This is a genomic window from Cystobacter fuscus DSM 2262, from assembly GCF_000335475.2.
In the GTDB taxonomy this organism is placed as follows: domain Bacteria; phylum Myxococcota; class Myxococcia; order Myxococcales; family Myxococcaceae; genus Cystobacter; species Cystobacter fuscus.
The window spans coordinates 499557-515237 of record NZ_ANAH02000066.1; the positions used below are offsets into that span (position 1 = coordinate 499557).

Genomic DNA, 15681 nt, shown 5'->3' on the forward strand with positions numbered 1-15681 from the left:
CATGGTGCGGATTTACGCGGCGCGGCAAGGTGCCTCGCCGCCCCATCTCCGCCCCTGCATTGAGGAAGAGGAATGAGTCGCGTCCTGGAGGATCTGCTGGAGCTCCTGAAGCTGGAGCCCATTGAGGAGAATCTGTTTCGCGGACGGAGCCAGGATCTCGGTTTCCGGCAGTTGTTCGGGGGGCAGGTGCTGGGACAGTCGTTGTCGGCGGCCAGCCAGACCGTGCCCCCGCACCGCCCCGTGCACTCGCTGCACGGCTACTTCCTGCGCCCCGGCGACGCCAGTCTGCCCGTGGTCTACACCGTGGACCGGCTGCGCGATGGCGGCAGCTTCACCACCCGCCGGGTGGTGGCCATCCAGAAGGGGGAGCCCATCTTCACGGTGATGGCGTCCTTCCAGGCCGAGGAGCCCGGCTTCGAGCACCAGGCGAAGATGCCCGAGGTGCCCGGCCCCGAGGGCTTCCCCACGGATCGCGAGCTGCTCAGCCGCAAGGCGCACCTCATCCCCGAGAAGATCCGCGACAAGCTCCTGTGCGAGAAGCCCATCGAGATCCGCCCGGTGACGCACCTGGATCCCTTCGATCCCCACGTGCTCGAGCCCGCCAAGCAGGTGTGGTTCCGCGTCGACGGCGCGCTGCCCGACGACTCGCGGGTGCACCGCTACCTGCTCGCCTATGCCTCGGACTTCAACCTCATCACCACCGCGCTCCAGCCGCACGGCACCAGCTACATGAATCCCCAGGTGCAGCTGGCGAGCCTGGACCACGCCCTGTGGATCCACGGCAACCTGCGGATGAATGACTGGCTGCTGTACTCCATCGCCAGTCCCTGGGCCGGCAACGCGCGCGGCCTGTCGTATGGGCACATCTTCACGCGGGATGGCCGCTTGGTGGCCTCCGTGGCGCAAGAGGGGCTCATGCGCATGCGCCCGCCGAAGTAGGGCCGCGTCCTTCGTGGCTCAGGCCGGCGAGGAGCGGCTCGCGGACCAGGAGCCGAACCAGCGCCCGCCCTGGGAGTCCTGGGCGTGGGCCACCCCGAGCAGTCCGCCCTCCGTGCGCACCGCGCGGAAGTGCAGCGTGGCGCCGAGGATCCTCGGGTCGTGGAGGGAGAACGCCAGCGCCTCGCCCTCCACCTGGGGTGTCACGTCTTCCTCGAGGGGGGCGTCTCGTGGAAACAGGATGCGCACCTGGCCGGTGAGCCGCGTCCCCCGGGACTCGACCGAGAGCCATAGGGGCACGGGCGCCATGTCCAGCTCCTCGGGGTAGAGCGAGAGCGTCCCCTGCCACGTGCCCGCCATCCTGGAGGCGTCCAGCGGAGCGCCGCGCGGTAGCTGGGGCAAGGCGAGGCGGGGCTCGGTGGGGGTGGGGCCTTCGGCAAGCGCGGGGGACAGTCCCACCTCGGAGCCCACCTGCTGGAGGTAGCGCGCGGTGTCCTCCGGGAGCTCCACCAGCGTCTCGGTGCGCGTGGTGTCGAAGGCCGAGCCCGTCCAGGGCGCCCCGGAGAGGGTGCTGGGCGCGCCCAGGCAAGGCTGGTGGAACAGCGAGGCGTAGAGCACGCAGGCCGCCAGGTAGGTGCCCGCGGGCCCCGGGTGGTGGCCGTCCTCCCCGTACAACTCCAGCTCGGGCCGCTCCCGCCGCACCCGCTCCCACGCCACCCCCACCGGTGCCAGCACGCCTCCTTGCTCGCGCGCGATATGGGCATAGGCGCGCGTGAGCACCTCCTGGGCGGGCAGGTCCGCCTTGCGCGACCACGTCATGTAGAAGACCGGGTTCGCGCCCACCGCCAGGCTCTCCCGCGCGAAGAGGCGGACGTAGGGGTAGAAGCTCTCCTCGGGCTCGTTCATTCGCAGCGCTCCGTCGATGCGCAGGTGGCCCAGCAGGCTCTGCTCCTGCAGCACGACGTGGCTCCAGGCTTCCCCGCGCAGCAGCTCCCTCGCCTCGCCTCGCTTCCAGTGCGACTCGAGCGTCGCTCCCCCCAGGAGCACCGCGCCCGTCTCCAACCGCGTCCCCGGAGACAGCGCCCGCACGAGCCCCTCCAGCATCCCCGGAAGATCGTTGTTGTAGGTGTAGCTGTTGCCAATGAAGAGCACGCGCACGGAGGCCTCGGGGGCGGGGCGGAAAGTCGTTTGGAGTCTAGCCCACATAGACGGACTATGTGAATGGACGTGGGCCCGCGTTTTCAATAGACAGACATGAAATGCAAATGTTTGTTTGTGTTTGCCTGGTCCGACGCTTGCATGTCCATATGTCTGTGTTTTTTGAGAAAACACAGACATATGAATTCAGGTGTTTGATATTGATTTGTAATTATTGTCAATCAATATCAAATATGTCTGTCATTGTCACGGAGTAGCGGGGGCGGGCGAACCCATGTCGACGAATTCCGGCAGCAGGAAGTCGTCCAGGGCGGGCACCTTGTCGATGAGGCCCAGGTCCACGAGCTGCCGTGCCAGGGTGTCCCAGCGCTCGCGGCTCATGGTGCCCAGGCCCTTGGCGCGCGTCTGCTCGGTTTCGATGAGGGGCTTCTGGGCGCGCGCCGCCTCGGCGAACGTCTCCGCGTCCATGGAGGTGTTGAGCTTGCCCATGACGGCGTTGGTGGCCGTGGGGTCGTCCAGGTAGGCCCGCCAGCCCTCGCGCACCGCCTCCACGAAGTCCTTCACCCGGGACGGCTGCTGCTTCCAGAGCTCCCGGCGGGTGACGACCACGGCGATGTAGGGATTGAATCCCTCGTCGGCCACCAGGAACACGGTGGGCTCCGCGCCCTGACGCCGCGCGGCGATGGGCTCCGAGGTGATGAAGCACTGCTGGCTGAAGTCCTTGTCCGCCACGAAGCGCGCCACGCCACCGTCGTAGGGCACCACCTTGACCTTGTCGAAGCCATACTTCTTCTTCAGGTACGCGGCGTAGGGCTGGCCCGGCTCCAGGGCCACCGTGCCCGAGGAGAGCAGATCCTTGATGCCCTTGGCCCCGCGCGACGCATGGGTCATCAGGGCTTGCGGCGCCGTCTGGTACACGGCGAACAGGGGAATCACATCCACGCCCCGCGCCCGGGCGGTGAGGAGTTCATCCGCGCCGAGGATGCCGAATTCCACCTGCCCCGTGGCCACCATCTGCACCACCGGCACGCCGGCGCCGCCTCCCTGGATGCTCACGTCCATTCCGCGGCGCTTGAAGTGCCCCAAGTCCCTCGCGGCGTAGAAGCCACCGAACTCGGGCTCGGCCACCCAGTTGAGGGCCAGCTTGACCTGAGCCACCTGGGGGGCGGGACTGCCCGCGTCCCCCGCCGCCTGGGGCGCGCTCTCCTTCGCGCGCGAGCACGCCCCGGCCACCACGAGCAGCACCAGTCCACCCACGACTCCAGCCAGACGTCCTTTCACGTGTGCCTTCCTCTCCGATGCAAGGGTTTCTCACGGCCCCGACGAGGCCGAGGGGTGCCAGCGCTTGAGCAGCCGGAAGCCCGTCAGGTTCACCGCGCCAAACAGTGCCAGTCCCAACACCGCCGCCGCCAGCACGGCGGCGAAGATCAGATCCGTGCGCAACTGCCGGTAGGCCGTCAGCACCAGGATGCCCAGGCCCGCGCCTTCCTCGGCGAAGCCCGCGACGAACTCGCCCACGATGGCGCCAATGACGGCCAGCCCCGAGGCGACGCGCAACCCGGTGAAGAGCTGCGGCAGCGCCGCCGGCAGCTCCAGCTTCCACAGCGTGGCGAGCCGCTTCGCCCCGTACAGGCGGAACAGGTCGCGCAGCGCCGGCTCCACCGAGCGCAGCCCGGTGAGCGTGTTGGTGATGACGGGAAAGAGCGAGACGATGAAGGAGGAGACGGCCACGGCGCGCGTGCCCGGGCCGAACCACAGCACCAGCAGCGGGGCGATGGCCACGATGGGCACCGTCTGGAGGAAGAGCGTGTAGGGGTAGAGCGCCCGCTCCAACAGCCGCGAGGAGCCGAGGAGGATGGCGGTGAGCACGCCCACCCCGGCGCTCAAGCCGAAGCCGATCAGCGCGGCGCGGCCGGTGGTGAGCATCGCGTTCCACAGGGTCTGCGCGTCGTGCACCCCGGCGAGCGCGATGGCGGATGGGGGTGGCAAGAGCCAGGGAGCGATGCCGAACACCCGCGTCACCCCCTCCCACAGCGCCAGCAGCACCACGAGCGCGACCAGGGGCGGCACCACCTGCCGTGCGAAGGAGCCGTTCATGCCGCGTCTCCTCGCTCGAGGGCTTCCTGGAGCAGGCCCAGCTCCCGGGCGAAGCCGGGCTCGGAGCGCAGGGACGCGCGGCGCTCCGCGGGCAGCTCGAGTCGCCGGTCCAGCATCACCCGCGCGGGCCGCCGTGACAGCACCACGGCGCGCTGCGCCAGGTAGGCCGCCTCCGAGAGCGAGTGGGTGACGAAGAGCACCGTCATCCCCAGCTCCTTCCACAGCGCGAGGAGCTGATCATCCAGCCGGTTGCGCGTCAGCTCGTCCAGGGCGGCGAAGGGCTCGTCGAGCAGCAGCAGCCGGGGGCGGGTGACGAGCGCCCGGGCGAGCGACACGCGCATGCGCATGCCGCCGGAGAGCTCCGCCGGGTAGCGCGCCGTGGCGTCCCCCAGGCCCACCTCGGTGAGCAGGGCCCGCGCCGCCGCGTGGCGCTCGGGGGCCGGCACTCCCGTCAACTCGAGCGGCAGCGCCACGTTGTCCAGCACCGAGCGCCAGGGCAGCAGGTGCGCGTCCTGGAAGACGTAGGCGATGGGGTTGCGCGCGCCCCGCGTGTGCTCGAGCGGGGGGGAGAAGGTGAGGGTGCCCGCGTCGGGCCGGTCCAGTCCCGCCACCAGCTTGAGCAGGGTGGACTTGCCACAGCCCGAGGGTCCCACCAGCGCCACGAAGGCGCCCGCGGCGATGTCCAGGTCCATGCCCGAGATCACGGGCACTCCGCCCGGGAAGGTACGCCGCAGGCCCGAGAGCCGCACACGCACGCCCCCCGGGCCCTCATCGGGCGCCATGGGGGCGGGGGAATCCGAGGGGGTGGAAGTCATGAAGTGCCAGGGTTCTACCCGCCCCACGCGCCGGGGGCCAACCTCATCCGACCACCCGATGGCTGGCACGGCCCGCGCAAGGCTCCCATCCCAGTTCATGGACCCCCCGGGGCCCCGCCGATCTCCCAGCGGGCCCCAGGAGGCGAGCGGCGCTCAGGCCGCCTTGCGCTCCGGCGCGATGATGACCGAGGAGAAGCGCTCCATCTCCTCGAGCTGCGGGCTCATCTGCAACAGCAGCAGATCCACCCCGGCCTTCTCGAACTCGGCGATCCGCGCGCGCACGCGCTGGGGCGTGCCCACCAGGCCCGGCCTCAGCCCGCGGTTGGAGACCGAGTACTCCTTGATCTTCAGCTCCCGCTCGAGCTGCGTGCCGGACAGCCACTGCTCGAAGTTCGCGAAGCCCGCGGCCTGGGGATCCAACGTGGTGATGCGCTCCACCTCGGCCTCCGCCTCCGCCTGGCTGTCACGCACGATGGCGTAGGCCGCCATGCCGAAGCGCATCGGGGGCAGGCCCTCGCGCTCGCGCCGCGCCCGCATGTCCTGGATCTTCCCGGCGATCACCTCCGGCTCGTCCCCGTGCATGACGTAGGCGTCGCACTGCCGCGCGATCATCTGCTTGGCCGCCTCGGACTCGCCTCCCGCGTAGAGGAGCGGACGCGGCGAGGACAGGGGCTTGGGCTCGCAGATGGCGTCCTTGAGCTGGTAGCGCTGGCCCTCGAAGCTGAAGGGCGTGCGCGACCACAGTCCGTCCACCACCTGCAACCACTCGGTGGTGCGGGCGTACCGGTCATCGTGTTGATCGAACTGGAGGCCGTACTGCTTCGCCTCGTCCGCCCACCACGACGACACCACGTTGAGCGCCAGCCGGCCCCCGGAGATGCGATCGATGTTGGCCGCCTGCTTGGCGAACAACGCCGGGTGGTGGAAGTTGGGCCGCACCGCCACCATCAGCTCCAGCCGGCGGGTGACCGCCGCGAGCGCCGCCGCGGTGGACCAGGCATCCAGGGCCGGCTCGGTCACGCCCTTGATGTCGTTGAGGTTGAGCTCGGCGATGAGCGTCAGGTCATAGCCGATCTCCTCGGCGCGCCTGCACAGCCGGCTCATGTACTCCCAGCTCGCCTCCATCCCCTCGTCCCGCACGTTGCGCAGCCAGCCGCCGAAGACGGGAGCCCAGAACCCGTATTTCATGCCGCCTCCCCACGCCGCGCCGTGGCGACGACGCCCTCGAGATAGTCCACCAACTGCTCGTGCGGATCCCACCCCAGCACCTCGAGCGGTCTGGCCACGAAGTTGGACAGTCCGTTGATGTCGTAGAAGCGGCGCACCCCGTCGCGCTCGTCGATCATGAACTCGATGCCGCACACGTCCATGTTCGCCGCGCGCGAGATGGTCTCCACCGCGCGGATGGTGTCCGCGTCCAGCGTCGTCTTCGTGAGCGTCACCTGGGGCTTGCCGACCATGCACGCATCCGCGGGGCACAAGTCGAAGGTGCCGCCCGTCGTGGTCACGGTGATGGCGTAGAGGAAGCGGCCGTTGAGCGTCTCCGCCCGGACGATGTGGCGCTCCTTCGTGGGCACGTACTCCTGCACGAGCAGCACGCTGTCGATGCTGTCGGGCGTGGAGCGCTCCTCGACGGCCTGGGCCAGCTCCTCGGCGCTCTCGTAGCGCACGACGCCCGCCCCCGAGCCGCCGATGTTGACCTTGACCACGATGGGAAAGCGCAGGCCCTCGGCGGCGCGCACCAGGTCCGCCCGGCGATGCACCACGCGCGTCGCCGGCGTCGCGTAGCCCAGGGAGTTGATCAACGAGAGCTGGCGCGCCTTGGACGTGTCCACCGCCAGCGCCGGATTGCCGTTGATGATCCGCGCGCCGGCCTGCTCCCAGTGCGAGTAGAGCGACTGGGTATAGAAGATGGCGTGCTCGCCCTGGCGCAGGAAGGAGCTCATCGCCAGGCGGCTGAAGATGACCGGCGCTGGCGGCTTGCGCTCGCTCAGGTCGAAGGAATGCTGATCGATGCGGAGCGGCACGTAGGGCACGCCCCGCCGATCGAGGACCGCGAACAACGGTTTGAACCACTCGGGGTGTTCGTAGACGACGGCGAGCTGCGGCTCGGGACTCATGGGTCACCTGCGGGTGAGTCGGTGGGGGAACAGGTCCTCACCCGGCGGAGCCGGGGTGTAGAACGACCCCGGCCGGCCTGCAACTCCCCTCGGCTCCACCCCAGAGCCCGTCTACTGACGCCATTGACTCGGAGTCCACCTCGGCTTCGTCACGAGGAGGTGACGGGCTCAAGGCTGGAGGGTGACGGAGCGGGACAGGTTGCGCAGGACCTGGTTCGTGGCCGCGCTTCCCACCACCACGGAGTTCACCCCATCCAGCCACTGGTCATAGGCCAGGTGCAGGGTGCGGCTCGCCTCCAGGGACTCGGGCGACAGGGTGAGCCCCTCCAGCGACACCTCGGCGTTGATGAGGTCGCTCGTCTCCAGGTGGAAGGGTACGGCGGGGCCTCCGTCGGCGGAGATCCGCTCCCCCTCCAACACCAATGTCTTCCCCACCATGTCGGGCCAGGCGCCCAGGCCCTCGGCATCCGCGTCCGCCGGGGCGAAGACGAGGTGGACGCGGCAATAGCTGTCCGGCGGAGGCCGCAGGGTGCCCAGCGCCAGCGCCTCGCCGTCCGCGGGCCCGAGCCCCATCACGTACGGCGTGCCCAGCTTCCGGGGGCTGCCTTCCGAGTGCGCCTCGGCCGTGCCGATGGGGGAGAGCGCGCGCAGCCACTTCCAGGCCGTGCTCTTCTGGCAGGGGAAGATCTCCACGGCGCTGAGCGTGACGTGGGCGCGGCGCAGGATGATGCGATCTCCCCGGTCGGTGAGGAACTCGCGCGTGGTGCCCTGCGTGAGCACGTCGCCCGTCGGGCGGAAGTCGAGACCGAGGTGCAGCCGGGTGCCCTCCTCGCGATAACCACACGCGCACAGGGTCAGCAGGGCGAGGAGGAGAGAGGAGGAGGTTTTCATAGATCGTGGACGAGCGCGGCCTGGAGGATGGGGGTGGGCCGGACGTTGCCGCGCAACTGGTTGAAGACGGGCACACGCACCCCGAGCTGCAACACCACGTCCGTGACGGGGCTGAAGAGCACGTCGGGCGACACGTACGCGATGGTGCCGCTGCCCACCTCGTCCCGGACGCCGGCCTGGTTGCTCTCGCCCTCCACGCGCCCATCCACCGCGAGCCGCAGTGCCCAGGCGGGGCTCGGCTGGAACTGCGCGGCCAGGGTGGAGAGCACCGAGGCGCCCGCGCGGAAGCCCTCGCGCCCGCGCGTGGGGAGGTAGCCCGTGGCGCTGGCGATGAAGGACCAGTCCCCCGCGTAGGCCGTGTAGGACAGCCCCAGGAAGGGATCCCACGAGCCCGTGCCGAGCTGGGCATCCAGCGACAGCGGCAGGCCCCGGGCCGTCTGGGTGACGGAGGTGGGCAGCCGGCTGCCGGCGAGCACGCTCACGAGGTGGTTGGCGGAGAACTCCCGGTCCCGGAAGAGGAAGAAGCGGGCGCCGACCTCCATGTCCCCGAGGCCCCAGCCCCCCTCGCGCGCGAGGCTGACGTCCTGCACGCTCCGGGCCTGCAGGGGCGCCATGACCGACAGGAAGAGCCAGGGCACGGGGGCATAGGCCACCGACAAATCCATGCGCAGCTCGCGCAGGTCGATGCCGTCCACGCGGGGCTGGCCCGACGCGAGACTCCAGGCGCGCACCTGGGTGGCCAGCCGCAGGCGCCCGGCGAAGGGCTGCTCGGTGCCCATGGACGTCAGGGTGGGGTCGCCACAGGCACAGGTGGCGCAGGCGAGTGCCTCCCGGGGCACGAGGAGCAGCAGGGAGGCCAGGGCGGCGAGGGCGAGTCGGGTCTTCCACATGGCGCTCGCACTGTAGGACCAGCCGCCCGCGCCTCCCCCTGCGGCGAGTTGTCGCGCCTACCCCTTGGAGTCGTGATGGTCGCCTATTCCACGCTTCCAGTAGCCGGTCACCTTCACCCACTCCTTGCGCAGGCCGCGCTCCTGGGTCAGGTGCTCGCGGATGGGCTTGAGCGTGTTGGCCTCGCCCGCCACCCAGGTGAAGCCGTCTCCCGGGGGCAGTTGCACCTCGCGCAGCGCCTTCTCCAGGAGGTTCGTCGTCCCGGGCTCGGCCCCGTTGCGGTGCAGCCAGGTGATGGTCGCCTGGGCCTTGGTGTCGAAGCGCTGCTCCTCGGAGGCGTCGGCCACCTCGATGAAGACGAGGGCGCGCGCGCCGGCGGGGAGCTCCTCGAGCCGACGGCCGATGGCGGGCAGGGCGCTCAAGTCTCCGGCGAGCAGGTACCAGTCGAAGTCGTCGGCGATGAAGTACGTGCCGCGGGGGCCTCCCACGCCGAGGAAGTCACCCGGCTTGGCCTGGGCGGCCCACGACGAGGCGGGTCCGGCGCCATGCAGCACGAAGTCGATGTCCAGCTCCCCCCGGGCCGCGTCATACCGGCGGGGCGTGTAGTCGCGCGAGGCGGGCTTGGGCTTGCCCTCCGGCATCGTCAGCCCCTGGGGCCCCAGCACCGGCATGGACGGCATGCGCTGCCCCGGCTCCGCGAAGAACAGCTTCACATGGTCATCCGCCCCGGGGCTCTGGAAGCCCTCCAGCTCCGGGCCTCCCAGCGTGATCCGCTTCATGTGGGGGTTGAGCTGCGTCACCCGCCGCACCTCGAGCAGTCGCAGCTTCACGGGGAGGGGTCCTCGCCGGCCGGCGCGTTCGGTTGGCTCCATCAGTCGTTCTCCTGAATCTTGATAATGATTCGCATTGTCATATTGGACGGAGCGCCAGGGGGCAACCTGAATCTGCCTCCCAGGCGGGGGGGCAGGGGAGCGCCTCGCGGGTGGCTCCGAGGTGACGGGAGGGTGAAGGGGGTGGGAAGCGGGCAAGGGGAGAGGCGGGAATGCCGGGCGCGGGCGGGAGTGTGCTAGAAAACACACGTCTTCTCCCCCTGCTCCCTATGCTGGATTCCCTCTCCGTACCGAAACGACGCGTGGCGGCCCAGTTCATCCTGCCGGGTGGCTCCTCGCGCCAGGTCGCCGTGTTCCTCGCCGAAGCCACTCCCGCGCGCGCCGGAGGCGAGCGGCTCTCGGATCTCCTCAACGACAGTGGCTCCCAGTTCATCCCCGCGCTCGACGCGGAGACGGAGACCATGACGTTCGTGCACTGCGAGAACCTCGCCATGGCGCGCGTGGCCGCCGAGCACGAGCCCAACGTCGTGGATCCATTCAACATCCCCACCGAGCACGAGGTGGAGGTGCGACTGATGGACGGGCAGCGGCTGCGCGGGCTCATCACCTACGTGCTGCCCGAGGCCCATTCGCGCCTGACGGACTACCTCAACAGCGCCCCCCCGTTCTTCCCCATCCTCGAAGAGGCGGGGCAGGTCGTTCTCGTCAACAAGAAACACGTCGCATATGTGGAAACCCTTCGCCGCTGAGTAGCCATGGCCCGGTTCGACGCCTTCATCGACAAGCTCTACAAGGAATCCGCTGTCGCCATCATGCTGGAGACCGGCAGTGGCATCACCCTGCGCACCGCCTCGGGCAACGTGCCCATGGTCAAGGCGGGACTCAACTCGCAGCAGATCATCGGCGCGCTCTCGGAGATCGTCCCCGCGGATCTGCGCGCCAACTTCCCCCCCGAGGGGGTGTCCTCCTTCCCGTACTCGGCCCCCGCGGGCTCCGTGCAGGTGAAGGTGCAGAACGTCTCGGGCCACCTGAAGGTGGCGCTGGTGCCCTACAAGGCCCCGGCCCCGGCGGCCAACACCGTCGTGGCGGCGCCCTCGGCCCCAGCCGCCCTGGAGCTGCCCCCGTCCTCCGGTGAGGAGAAGCTGGAGCTGGCCTCGCCCGCGGACATGATGGACCTGGCGGCCCGGGGCTCCGGGGGCGCCTTCACCTCGCCCCCGCCCGCCGCCGCCAAGGCCCCCGCCGCCAAGGCCCCCACTCCGGCCCCGGCCGCCCCCGAGCCGTCCAATATCAAGGTCCTGCCCGTGGAGGTGGATCCGGACGCGCACAAGACGCTGCTCGGCCTGCTCAACCGCATGCTCGACAAGAAGGCCTCGGACCTTCACATGTCCAGCCAGGTGGTGCCCATGCTGCGCATCGACGGCGACATGGTGGCCCAGGACGACTACCGCGAGCTGTCGCATGACCGGCTCAAGGCGATGCTCTGGAGCATCGCGCCGGAGAAGAACAAGAAGCAGTGGGAGGAGACGCGCGACACGGACTTCGCCTACGAGACGGACCGGGCGCGCTTCCGCGTCAACGTCTTCGAGGATCGCAAGGGCATCGGCTCGGTGATGCGGCAGATCCCCACGAAGATCATGACGGCCGAGGACATGGGCCTGTCCAAGCACATCCTCGACCTGTGCTTCCTGAGCAAGGGCCTGGTGCTCGTCACCGGCCCCACCGGCTCGGGCAAGTCCACCACGCTCGCGGCGATGATCGACTACATCAATCGCAACCGCGAGGATCACATCATCACGATCGAGGACCCGATCGAGTTCGTCCACCCGAACAAGAAGTGCCTGGTCAACCAGCGCGAGGTCCACGTCCACACGCACGGCTTCAAGAACGCGCTGCGCGCCGCGCTGCGCGAGGACCCGGACATCGTGCTCGTGGGCGAAATGCGAGACCTGGAGACGATCGCCATCGCGATTGAAACGGCCGAAACGGGCCACCTCGTCTTCGGCACCCTGCACACCAACACGGCGCCCTCGACGGTGGACCGCATCATCGACCAGTTCCCCGCGGACCGTCAGGAGCAGATCCGCATGATGCTCTCCGAGTCCCTCAAGGGCGTCATCTCGCAGATGCTCGTGAAGAAGATTGGCGGAGGCCGCGTGCCCGCGCAGGAAGTGCTCCTGTGCACCAGCTCCGTCGCCAACCTCATCCGCGAGGGCAAGACGTTCCAGATTCCGTCCATCATGCAGACCTCGCGCGGCATCGGCATGTCCACGCTCAACGACTCGCTGTTCGACCTCGTCAAGCGCAAGCTGTGCGAGCCGAATGACGCCTACATCAAGGCCGTGGCCAAGGGCGAGTTCAAGCAGATGCTCGAGCGCGCGGGCTACAAGCTCGATCTGCCCACGAGCTGACACACCCCGTCGGAGGGAGCGCCGCGCGTGTGGCGGCGCTCCCTTCAAGTTGGGAGTCAGTGAGTCGGTCATGATGGCGCTCAAGGCCATTGAGAGCCGTTCACCGGTGCGGGCGGTGGGTGTCTGCGCTTCCACGTGGTGAGCGAGCCGACGCTGCGGGCAGTGCCGGGGGGCGTACACGCTCAAGCTGAGGGGACGTGGCCGCGAGCTCGTCGTGGAGCCTGTTCGATTTCGCGCTTCCGGCGCTGTTCGAGGTCGTTGTCGGCCATAGGGCTTCAGCGGGAGGAGTGCCATGACGGAGAGGTACTACGCAGGCGTCTACTGGCCGGCCCGGCTTGAGTCCGCAGAGGAGTGCGCCCGGCGTTCGGTTGCTTTCTTTCGTCTCCTCGCGCAGTGCGACGAGATTTACGCTCGTTGGTTCGAGCAGGGGGACTCACTGGAGGAAGCGCTTCAGAGGGAGTTCACGCCGGATGTTGGGACCTTCCTTCGCTACTTTCAGTGTGAGGAGAACCAGCTCGGAAAGGACGGATTTAGCCTTGGAGCCTGGACGGGGCACGCGGAGGCTGGGCGCGGGGGCATGGTGCAACTCACTTGTGGGGATGCATCTGGCGCCTACCCCAATAGCTGCGTGCTTTATCTCCCTCGGACGGACGTTGAACCAGAGGGTGCACGCGTGCTGACAGCTCCCGTCCTGGTGAGCGTGCTGCGGGCAATGGTGCTCGCGTGGGAGCCGCTCTTCGGCGTCATCGCCACCCATGAGTTTCGTAGGGCGCTTCGACCTGCGAGAGATCCGCGGGGCTTCGCGGGTTGGCTCACCTACGTAGCGCGTGCGCGCGGGGATGTGCCTCCGCTGCCTCCGCCCGTCCGAGCGGAGCCAGTAGAGGACAAGGGGACGGTCATGGTCCTGGCACCGGAGCGTCTGAGCGCCTCCAACCCAGAGCACCTGGAGCTCGGTCGCAGGGTCCAGGAGGTGTTGGACGCGAAGGGCCTACTCCGCCCAGTGCTCTCGTAGAGGCTGCGTGCCCCCACCCCTACACCCTGAGTCCCTGACGCGGGCGCGGCTCCGGCGCTAACCTCGCCCCCCGTATGAAGGACTCCAGCGAACCGCCTCCCGTCATCTACCTGTCCGACCGGCGGCCCACTCTCAAGGATCTCCCCACCTTCAAGCCCGCCGGGGATTCCGCCTCCGAGGCTCCCTCCCCGGACGAGGGCCTGTCCGAGGCGGAGTTGTTCCAGGAGATCGAGGTGCGCCAGGCGCTCCTGCTCGAGCGGCTCATCCCCCTGGCCGCCCCGGCCATGAAGCACTTCCAGCTCGCCCCCCTGCGCGAGCGCCTCGACTTCCCGGGAGGCTCGCTGGAGGCGCGGCGGCGCGCCCTGGAAGCCCGGTTGGGCACCCATCCGGACAAGGTCCTGCGCGAGGCGTGGTTGGACTCGCCGGGCTATCCGCTCGGGATGGATGCTGGCCTGTCCGTCTCGGGGCAACCCCGCTGCGGCGCCCCGGGCGGCGTGCACCTGCGTCGCTCCCTGTTCCTGCTGCCCGACGAGACGCTGGCGTACGTCGAGGAGGTGGGCATCTGGAGCAGCGAGGGTCCGGACGGGTACGAGAGCACCTTCACCCCGATGAACGCGCGGCGCATCGTCGTGCTGGACGCGGTGTGCTTGTTTCCCCTGCACCGGTTGATTGGCGGACTGCGCGGCCTGCTGTGGTTCGACCGGGGCGCGCCCCAGCTCCCGCCCGAGCCAGGACTGGAGGCGCGGCGGGCGCGCTTCCTCTCCCTGGTGCGCGACTTCACCCAGGCCTCGGCCGTCTACAACGAGCGGCTGCGCCAGATGGCGCTCGACTCCGTCTGAGCGCGGGCGTCAGCTCTCCACGCGCATGGGCTCGCCGAGCGGGGCCAGGGACTCCACCACCGGGGCCTTGCTCCGAGACGGGCGCACCAGGGCCACCAGCGCCCCGAGCGAGTCCACGCTCCTCACCCCCGGCTCGATGATGCGCAGGGCGAGCAGTGCCGCGGCCAGCCGCGCCACCGCGGACAGGGCGAAGAGCACCTGGAGGTTGGCCCACACGTGGCCGCCCAGGGTGAACTCCGCGGGCAGCGCGCTCGCCAGCGCTCCACCGACGGACGAGGCCAGCGCGTAGGCCAGTCCCGCCGCCGTGGAGAACGCCGCCAGGTAGAAGGGCCGGCCCTGGCGCGGGGCCACCGCGAGCGGCAGCGCGAAGATGGCCAGGTTGTGTCCTCCCCACAGTACGCCCGCCATCAGCGCGTCGAGGATGAGCGGCCAGAGAAACGTGGCCGTGGGGAACAGCCACACGAGCGGCAGCAGGCCCAGGCTCAGCGAGCACATCACCACCACGGGCTGCGCCCCCAGCCTGTCGATCAGCTTGCCCCACATGGGCGCCGCCAGCATGCGCACGGCGGCCACCGCCGCGAGATGCACGGACATGAGCAGGAAGCTCATCTTCAGGTTCTGCAAACTGAAGAAGGAGTAGAAGGGCGCGGACAGGCCCACCGCCGCGTTCCAGAACGTCTGGTACACGAGCACCCGGCGCGCCCGCTCGTCGCGCAGCGGCACCAGCGCCACGCGCAAATCCAGCTTCGGCTTCTCCCGGGTGCCGGGGGGCGCCGGATCATGCTGCCGCGCCATCAGCACCGTGCACACGATGCCCGCCGCGCACGACACCGCCGCCAGGAGCGGCAGCGCCGGACCCACGCCCGTCGCCGGCCGCAGCCGGTCCATCACCACCCCCGCCACCAGCGAGGCGATGAGGTTGCTCAACGTGCACAGCGCCGTGCGCCGGCCGAAGAAACGCCCGCGGATGGACTCGGGCACCAGCTCGCCCATCCACGCCACCCAGGCGTTGTTGCCGATGACGCCCAGCACCGCCCACAACCCCGCCACCGCCAACAGCAGCCGCTGCTGGCCCACCAGCGACAGGGGCAGCCACGGCAGCGCGCACAGCGCCAGCATCATCAGCCGGGAGAAGAGCACCACCGAGAGCGCCATGCGCCGGTGGCCGAAGGTGGACGTCAACCACGCCGCCGGGAACTGCACGAACTGGGCGAAGAAGGGCAGGGCGGTCATCATCCCCACCTGGAAGGGCCCGAGCCCCAGCGCCAGCGCCCACGCGGTGAGCGCCGTGGAGCCCGCGCCCGCCGTCACCACCTCCGCCATGATGCCCTCGGCCACCGAGGCCCGGAGCGAGCGGCGCAGGCGGCGGCGCCCCTTGAGGCTCGAGGGCACGTGGGCCGTGGTGCTCGTGGAGGGGGCGCCCGCGAGGGGTGCGGAGCCGGGCCGGGCGAACGGCACGACGGAGGCGAGGGCGGCCAGACTGCGCAGGACTTGACGGTGCAGGACGGCGAGGGACACGCGCCTGTCTCTACCCGACCCATTCCTCCCACTCCACCCGACCCCCCGGGCCCGCCTGCTCCGGGGCCGAGTGTCCTCCGCCCACCCCCTGAGCCCCCCGGGCCGGCCCGGGCCCACAGGAAGCTGGTGCGGTTCATGCGGTCTTGAACTATATGAACGGCCGCGGGAG

At 69.7% G+C, this 15681-nt stretch carries 15 protein-coding genes; 5 read left to right on the forward strand and 10 right to left on the reverse strand.

Going from position 1 to position 15681, the window contains the following annotated elements:
• Positions 1-72: 72 nt before the first annotated feature.
• Complete coding sequence (gene tesB, locus D187_RS42700; RefSeq protein WP_002620757.1) at positions 73-939, forward strand: acyl-CoA thioesterase II; 867 nt, start codon at positions 73-75, stop codon at positions 937-939.
• Positions 940-957: 18 nt separating this feature from the next.
• Here the strand turns inward: tesB and D187_RS42705 are convergent, their stop codons facing one another.
• The 9 genes from D187_RS42705 to D187_RS42745 form a co-directional block, all read right to left on the reverse strand.
• Positions 958-2094, reverse strand: a complete 1137-nt coding sequence (locus D187_RS42705) for an SGNH/GDSL hydrolase family protein (RefSeq protein WP_020918663.1) — start codon at positions 2092-2094, stop codon at positions 958-960.
• Between the two features lie 246 nt (positions 2095-2340).
• A complete protein-coding gene (locus D187_RS42710; RefSeq protein ID WP_002620759.1) occupies positions 2341-3375 on the reverse strand; it encodes an ABC transporter substrate-binding protein in 1035 nt (344 codons plus the stop codon).
• 30 nt (positions 3376-3405) lie between these two features.
• On the reverse strand, positions 3406-4191 hold the full coding sequence (locus tag D187_RS42715) for an ABC transporter permease (protein WP_002620760.1): 786 nt from the start codon (positions 4189-4191) through the stop codon (positions 3406-3408).
• Positions 4188-5006, reverse strand: coding sequence for an ABC transporter ATP-binding protein (locus D187_RS42720; RefSeq protein ID WP_020918664.1), 819 nt, complete (start codon positions 5004-5006; stop codon positions 4188-4190). Before D187_RS42720 ends, D187_RS42715 begins: the two co-directional genes overlap by 4 nt.
• A gap of 153 nt (positions 5007-5159) precedes the next feature.
• Entirely contained in the window at positions 5160-6194 is a 1035-nt protein-coding gene (locus tag D187_RS42725) for an LLM class flavin-dependent oxidoreductase (RefSeq protein WP_002620762.1), read from the reverse strand.
• Positions 6191-7126: an ATP-grasp domain-containing protein gene (locus D187_RS42730; RefSeq protein WP_002620763.1), complete on the reverse strand. Its 936-nt coding sequence runs from the start codon at positions 7124-7126 to the stop codon at positions 6191-6193. The genes D187_RS42725 and D187_RS42730 overlap by 4 nt, the downstream gene beginning before the upstream one ends.
• Positions 7127-7294: 168 nt before the next feature.
• Positions 7295-8017, reverse strand: a complete 723-nt coding sequence (locus D187_RS42735) for a hypothetical protein (protein ID WP_002620764.1) — start codon at positions 8015-8017, stop codon at positions 7295-7297.
• Positions 8014-8907, reverse strand: coding sequence for a hypothetical protein (locus D187_RS42740; RefSeq protein WP_002620765.1), 894 nt, complete (start codon positions 8905-8907; stop codon positions 8014-8016). Before D187_RS42740 ends, D187_RS42735 begins: the two co-directional genes overlap by 4 nt.
• Positions 8908-8964: 57 nt before the next feature.
• Complete coding sequence (locus D187_RS42745) at positions 8965-9777, reverse strand: siderophore-interacting protein (RefSeq protein ID WP_043434299.1); 813 nt, start codon at positions 9775-9777, stop codon at positions 8965-8967.
• 260 nt (positions 9778-10037) lie between these two features.
• Here D187_RS42745 and D187_RS42750 point away from each other — a divergent pair, with 260 nt between their 5' ends.
• From D187_RS42750 to D187_RS42765, 4 genes are all read left to right on the forward strand, one after another.
• Positions 10038-10484, forward strand: coding sequence for a hypothetical protein (locus D187_RS42750; protein ID WP_002620767.1), 447 nt, complete (start codon positions 10038-10040; stop codon positions 10482-10484).
• Between the two features lie 6 nt (positions 10485-10490).
• On the forward strand, positions 10491-12143 hold the full coding sequence (locus D187_RS59025; protein ID WP_002620768.1) for a type IV pilus twitching motility protein PilT: 1653 nt from the start codon (positions 10491-10493) through the stop codon (positions 12141-12143).
• A gap of 292 nt (positions 12144-12435) precedes the next feature.
• Positions 12436-13155, forward strand: coding sequence for an Imm52 family immunity protein (locus D187_RS59470; RefSeq protein WP_043434302.1), 720 nt, complete (start codon positions 12436-12438; stop codon positions 13153-13155).
• 74 nt (positions 13156-13229) lie between these two features.
• Positions 13230-13994: a hypothetical protein gene (locus tag D187_RS42765; RefSeq protein WP_002620769.1), complete on the forward strand. Its 765-nt coding sequence runs from the start codon at positions 13230-13232 to the stop codon at positions 13992-13994.
• A 9-nt stretch (positions 13995-14003) separates the two neighbouring features.
• Here the strand turns inward: D187_RS42765 and D187_RS42770 are convergent, their stop codons facing one another.
• Positions 14004-15512 carry an MFS transporter gene (locus tag D187_RS42770; RefSeq protein ID WP_002620770.1) on the reverse strand — a complete coding sequence of 503 codons (1509 nt, stop codon included), beginning with the start codon at positions 15510-15512 and terminating at the stop codon, positions 14004-14006.
• Between the last annotated feature and the right edge of the window lie 169 nt (positions 15513-15681).